Source organism: Ralstonia sp. RL (genome assembly GCF_001683835.1).
In the GTDB taxonomy this organism is placed as follows: Bacteria; Pseudomonadota; Gammaproteobacteria; order Burkholderiales; family Burkholderiaceae; genus Ralstonia; species Ralstonia mannitolilytica.
In genome coordinates, this window is record NZ_LWRX01000206.1 from 1 (window position 1) to 6,124 (window position 6,124).

Genomic DNA, 6,124 nt, shown 5'->3' on the forward strand with positions numbered 1-6,124 from the left:
CTTCTTGGCGGGTGCCTTCTTGGCAGCAACCTTCTTCACTGCGGCCTTCTTGGCAGGTGCCTTCTTGGCGGCGACCTTCTTAGCCGCGGCCTTCTTGGCCGGAGCCTTCTTGGCGGCCGGAGCGGCCTTCTTCGCAGCAGCCTTCTTGGCGGCCGGAGCCTTCTTTGCAGCGGCCTTCTTGGCCGGGGCCTTGGCGGCCGGTTTCTTCTTAGCAGCAGTTGCCATGGGAAACTCCTTCAAGATTGGGTATCGAACTATCGAGATTGAGCAACCCGACCGGCCCGATCCCACGATGCAAGGGCATCGCCAGACCAACCGAGCGAGCGATTCATCGGCGCGCCACCAGACTGCAGTCGCACGCTAATGAATTCGGTAGGAAGACCCGCGACGCACGCCGACGATGCATGCAGCAAATTGCACGCCTCGGGCGCGCGCATGCGAGCAGCCGCAGCCGGCCGGACATGCGGCATCCGGCGAGTCTTCATCAACTGAGAGGACCGGGGCATCGTGGCCACACCGGTCGAAATCTGATCTTGCGCGAATCGCTGTGTGGATCGCAAAGCCGCTCGCAAGGCGGTTTTACGGACAGCGAAAATCTGGAGAGCGCGCGTTTTCTTTTGGGGGTAGTACGCCCATCCCGACGGGGGGATCGCAGAGACGGCACCGAGTTCGAACAGCCCTGTCGGCGTGGCGTGCATCAAAGTGGTTACGCTCCTCGACTACCTTTCAACTGCCGCTTGGAAGTTCATCGTCGTTGATCGCGCGAAGCTTCCTTGCATCGAAGTCAACGTCTTGTCAAGGCGAATCATAATTCGTTTGCGCGGTGATGTTAAGAGATTTATGCAAAAAGCGCGGCGAGTTTTGGTGAAGGATTGCGCTGCGTCTGTGCGTCGCTCCGCTCGGGATCGTGCATGCAGGTTCAGTGGCCCGGCGCATGCGCATTTTCTTGCGTCGTAGCATCGTGTGAATGCGTTGCTTCGCACTCACACACGCGGCCCGCGAAGCCAGTGTTCATGCCGGTTTACGGCGACACACGCTACTCCATGCGTGCGCGTCGCGAGCAGACACGCAGCTGATGGCGGCAGCGTCATCGACACGCGCGGCGACACGCGAACGCTGCGATGCACGCCAGAAAAAAACGATGCGTAGATGCGACAGCGCGCGCGAATTCTCTTCGCGCGCACGCGCGGTCGATGCCATCGACGCGCGCGCATCGACGTGTCGAACGTGTCTTTCGACATCGCACACGCACTTGCGCACGAGACACGCGAGCCCCGAGATGGCGATCCTCGGCGACATGCGTGCACGTGGCGCAAATCGCGTGCCGCGCGCAGGCGATATCGAACCTCGGATGGAACGACGTGCGCGCATCGATGATGCAAACACCGTCTGCCTGCATGCCGATGCATGACGACAGCGGACACGCACGTCGTCGCCGTGCATGTTCCGCACAGCGTCGACGCCGGCATGGCCGACGCTCGCCCGCAGAACCCGCGGCCCATCGGAAACCGTGTTCAGCAACGACTGAAAACCGCGTGCAACTGCGTTTGAAACGGGGCTGTTTTACGACGATAGAAGAATTGCTCTACGGGCATTCCTGGGCGGTTTTTGCTGCACGGCGGATTTCCGAAGACCGGCTTTCCACTTTGCTCTGGGGCGGGCCATCCGTTTGAAATGCTGCAACCGCATATCGGCGCGTCAGGTTGGCGCTGATTGTCATGCCATTCGGTTTCACTCCACGATCCGCTCACCACGTCAGCACGGCATCGATCGCGCGGCGTGGCGTGGACCTGCGCGTGGTCCACAAGACCAGGGCGGCCGTCACTCGCCTCGCTCACTGGGCGACGGCACACCCGATGAACAAAGAGCGCAAGACACAGGGGTCCAACTGAAGCGTTCTGGGAATCTGCCCGCCATCCGCCGCAGCGGTGATGCAGCGAGCGTGGGCAGGTTCGAGCAGTGGAGGCACAAGATGCGTGTTCGAGCGTGCTTGTCGACATCGAACCCACCGAAGCGTGGGGTTTCCCCGCAGACCCAAGCTACGTTGCGCTGGATGCCGCGCGTGGTGGCGACTGCCTCGTTCGCGACGCTGGCGGCGTGCGCGAATTCCGGCAGCGGCGACATGGGCGCGTCGCTCGGCGGTGGCAGTGATGCGTCCTCCAAGCCAAGCGTCACGGCGTCGGGTTCACCAACGTGGTCCGATGGCGGCGGCAGCGCATCGGGCGGAACCGGATCGGGCAGCAATGCACCGGTGACGCCGCTCACCGGCCGCGTCGAACAGCTGACGACGACCACCGTCACGGCCATCGTGCCGCTCACCGCCACGCTGACATCGGCCACGCAAACGCTGGGCGCCGCCACCGGCCTCGGCACACCGATCGGCAACGTGCTGACGACGCTGGGCGGCGTGCTCGGGAGCGAGGGCCGCACGATCGCCGCAGCCAGCAAGGGCGATGCGCTGGTGTCGACGCTGGGCAACACGGTCAGCGCGCTCGGCACGCTCACCAGCGGCTTGTCGACGATCGCGACGCCAGCCGGGCCTTCGGCAGGCAGCAGCACGACGGGCGGCGCACTGAGCGGTGCGCTCGCCCCGATCAGCACGACCATCGGCTCGCTCACGTCCGGCTTGTCCGGTGCAGGCCCCGCAAGCCCGGGCGGTACGACGGCGAGCAATCCGCCCAGCGGGCTGGGCGGCATCGGCAGCGCAGTCGGCGGGCTGGTCGGCGGCGTGTTGTCGGGGGTGACATCGGCGGCGCACCGTTGATGTCGCAACGTTGGAACAACTTTCTTTGCATTCGGCAGCAGACGCAGACGGATGCGACCCGCTGGACGCCAGACGCGCGTTCTTCCGGCCCCGGCGGTGACTACGCGGTACGGGCCGCGCTTACAAGGAGACTCACCATGAAGATTCAGAACCCGCTCCACGCTTCTTTCACCGTTTCGTCGTCGCGCACGCTGCTGGCTGCGGCCGCGCTGGCCGTGCTGACACTGGCGGGCTGCGCATCGGGCGGCAACCCGAACGGCGACACCACACCGGCATCGACGGCCAACAACGATCCGGGAGCCGTGCCGGTGGGCAACGTGGCAAGCAACGGCGGCAACGTCGTCACGCAGACGGGCAAGACGGTCAGCGACCTGGGCACGACGATCGGCACGGCGTCGGTGCCCGTCATCGGCGGCACGGCCGCGCAGAAGGATCTGGGCGCGACAGTCACCTCCGCGGGCAACACCGTGCAGGTGCTGGGCAACGGCATCGGCAGCGGACTCGGCAAGATCGGTTCGACGCCGGACCCGGTCGGCACCACGGTGCAAAGCTCGGGCGACGTGATCCGCTCGACCGGGGTGACGGTCGGCTATGCGGGCCAGACCGTGAGCGACCTGGGTGCGGCAGGCAGCCCGCTTGCGCCGCTGAACCCGGTGACGTCGCCGGTGGGGAGCGGGGTCTCCGCGCTGGGCCAGGTACTGCAGGGTGCGGGCGGCCTCGTGACGATCGGCACGTCGAGCGGCCCGGTGCAGCAGGTTACGCAGCAGGCGAGCAACGCCATCGTGCCGCTGTCGTCGCAGATCGTGCAGGGTACGCAGGCGGTGGGCAGCGCCACCATGCTCGGCGGCCCGCTGGCGGGCGCGCTGAACACCGTGGGCGGCGGCTTGCAGAGCGCCGGTGCGCAAGTCGGCGCGGCAGGCGGCAACCCGCTCACGCGTGATGTTGGCGGCGTCGTCGGCGCAGTGGGTGCCACGGTGGCCAGCGCCGGCGGTCTCGTCAATGGCGGCAGCGGCGGCTCGACGAATCCGCTGGCGCCGATCACGAGCGCATTGGGCGGTGGCCTGGGCGGCGGCAGCAACCCGATGGCCCCGGTGACGGGTGCGCTCTCCGGCAGTGGCGGGAATCCTCTTGCATCGGTGACGAGCGCGCTGACCGGCGGTGCCGGCGGCAGCAACCCGCTCGCGCCCATCACCAATGCGCTGGGCGGCGTCACGAACGCCGCCGGCGGCACCGGCAGCAATCCGCTGTCACCCCTGACCGGTGCGCTGGGCACACACTGACCCCGTGCCCGCGCACTGATCTGCCTCACCGATTCTTTTCAAGCTGACAAGGAGACGCCACAATGCAACGCACCCCCCACTCTCTCGCACGCCTGGCAGGCGCACTCGCCCTCGCACTGGCGGCAGGCAGCGCCTTCGCCCAGGCCACGCCCGCCGGCACCTGGAAGACCATCGACGACAACACCGGCAAGCAGAAGGGCGAAGTGACGATTGTCGAGAACAACGGCGTGTTCACGGGCAAGGTCACCAAGATCCTGGTGCCGGGCGACGAGAACAAGACCTGCACCAAGTGCACCGATGACCGCAAGGACCAGCCGATCGTCGGCCTGACCATCTTGAAGGACCTGAAGAAGACCGGTGAGAACGAATGGTCGGGCGGCAACATCCTCGATCCGGAAAACGGCAAGGTCTACAACGCCAAGATGTCGCTGGCCGACGACGGCAAGAAGCTCAACGTGCGCGGCTTCCTCGGCATCAGCCTGCTGGGCCGCACGCAGACGTGGGTCCGCGAGCAATGACCTCGGCCCGATAACGCAGAGCCTCAACGCGCGGCGGCACCCTGTACGGGGCGCCGTCTCTTCGGCGCCGGTGCAAGCCGGCGCTTCTTTTTTGCGTAACGCCGCACACTGCCCGCGGGCCGGCACCACTCAAGAAGACACGTCCCTCGCCGTTACTTCGTTGGGGAGTCGTCAACGATAAGTGGAGAAAACGCGGCATGCGACAGTGGACACTCAAAGGAAAACTGCGCCTGGCACTGGCCCTGATGTGGCTGGGGCTGATCGGCGTGGGCATCTGGAGCGCGATGGAGACCCGCGCCACGATGCTCGATGAGCGCAAGGCCGGCCTGCAGAACCTTGTGGATGCTGCCGAGGGCGTCGCCAAGTTCTATCACGGGCGCGCACAGTCAGGCGCCATGAGCGAAGACGAGGCGAAGAAAAGCGCGCTCGCGGCGCTGTCCACGATGCGCTACGGCAGCACCGGCTACCTGTTCGTGGTGGATTCGCAGCTCATCCTGCTGATGCATCCTACGCTGGCCGACATGGTCGGCAAGAGCACGGCACACTTCAAAGACCCGACGGGCAAGCTCGTCTACCCGACCATCGTCAACGCAGCCAAGGAGAGAGGCTTCGGCTTTGCCGAATACCAGGGCCGGCTGCCCGGCAGCGAAACCGCCCTGCCCAAGATCGGCTACGTGAAACGCTTTGCGCCGTGGGACTGGAATCTCTCCAGCGCGGTCTTCCTGCAGGAGGTGGATGCCGCATATCGCCATTCGCTCGTCGCCAACCTGATCGTCATCCTGCTGGTAGGCGGTGTGGTGTCGCTGGCCATGTCACTCATCATCCGTAACGTGCAGCGCGGGCTCGGCGGTGAACCGGGCTACGCCGCCGAGGTGGCCCGCCGCATCGCCGCAGGCGACCTGACCGTGCGCGTGCAGACGCGCCCTGGCGACCGCGACAGCATGCTCGTGGCCATCGCGCAGATGCAGCAGCAACTGACCGGCACCATCGGCCACATCAAGACGTCGGCCGATTCCATTGCCAGCGCCACCAAGCAGATCGCCGCGGGCAATGCCGACCTGTCGCAGCGCACCGAAGAACAGGCCTCGTCGCTGGAGGAAACCGCCTCCAGCATGGAAGAGCTGACCAGCATCGTGCGCCAGAACGCCGACAACGCCCGCCAGGCCAGCTCGCTCGCCGTCAACGCGTCGGACATCGCGGTCAAGGGGGGCGAAGTCGTGGGCCGCGTGATCGACACGATGGCCGGCATCAATGAGAGCAGCAAGAAGATCGCCGACATCATCGGCGTGATCGAGGGCATCGCATTTCAGACCAACATCCTGGCGCTGAACGCCGCGGTGGAGGCTGCGCGCGCAGGCGAGCAAGGCCGCGGTTTTGCCGTCGTGGCCGGCGAGGTGCGCAGCCTCGCGCAGCGCAGCGCCGCAGCCGCCAAGGAGATCAAGGCGCTGATCAGCGACTCGGTCGGCCGCGTGGAAAACGGCACCACGCTGGTGGCCGAGGCCGGCAGTGTGATCGACGAGGTGGTCGTCGCCGTCAAGCGCGTGACCGACATCATGGGCGAG

6 protein-coding genes are annotated in these 6,124 nt (G+C 66.1%); 5 read left to right on the forward strand and 1 reads right to left on the reverse strand.

The window, feature by feature from the left end:
• Positions 1 to 225, reverse strand: a 225-nt coding sequence (locus A6M56_RS19155) for a hypothetical protein (protein ID WP_286758343.1), incomplete at its 3' end; no start/stop codon positions are given.
• Between the two features lie 1,054 nt (positions 226 to 1,279).
• On the opposite strand from A6M56_RS19155, the gene A6M56_RS19160 reads away from it, so the two are divergent.
• The 5 genes from A6M56_RS19160 to A6M56_RS19180 form a co-directional block, all read left to right on the forward strand.
• The gene (locus A6M56_RS19160) at positions 1,280 to 1,411 is read left to right on the forward strand and encodes a hypothetical protein (RefSeq protein ID WP_257984056.1); all 132 of its coding nucleotides are present in this window, start codon (positions 1,280 to 1,282) and stop codon (positions 1,409 to 1,411) included.
• 561 nt (positions 1,412 to 1,972) lie between these two features.
• Positions 1,973 to 2,764 carry a collagen-like triple helix repeat-containing protein gene (locus A6M56_RS19165; protein ID WP_102080124.1) on the forward strand — a complete coding sequence of 264 codons (792 nt, stop codon included), beginning with the start codon at positions 1,973 to 1,975 and terminating at the stop codon, positions 2,762 to 2,764.
• A 137-nt stretch (positions 2,765 to 2,901) separates the two neighbouring features.
• Positions 2,902 to 4,044, forward strand: coding sequence for a collagen-like triple helix repeat-containing protein (locus A6M56_RS19170; protein ID WP_102080125.1), 1,143 nt, complete (start codon positions 2,902 to 2,904; stop codon positions 4,042 to 4,044).
• 62 nt (positions 4,045 to 4,106) lie between these two features.
• Positions 4,107 to 4,562, forward strand: coding sequence for a DUF2147 domain-containing protein (locus A6M56_RS19175; RefSeq protein ID WP_045785968.1), 456 nt, complete (start codon positions 4,107 to 4,109; stop codon positions 4,560 to 4,562).
• Between the two features lie 197 nt (positions 4,563 to 4,759).
• On the forward strand, positions 4,760 to 6,124 hold a 1,365-nt coding region (locus A6M56_RS19180), incomplete at its 3' end, for a methyl-accepting chemotaxis protein (protein WP_286758344.1).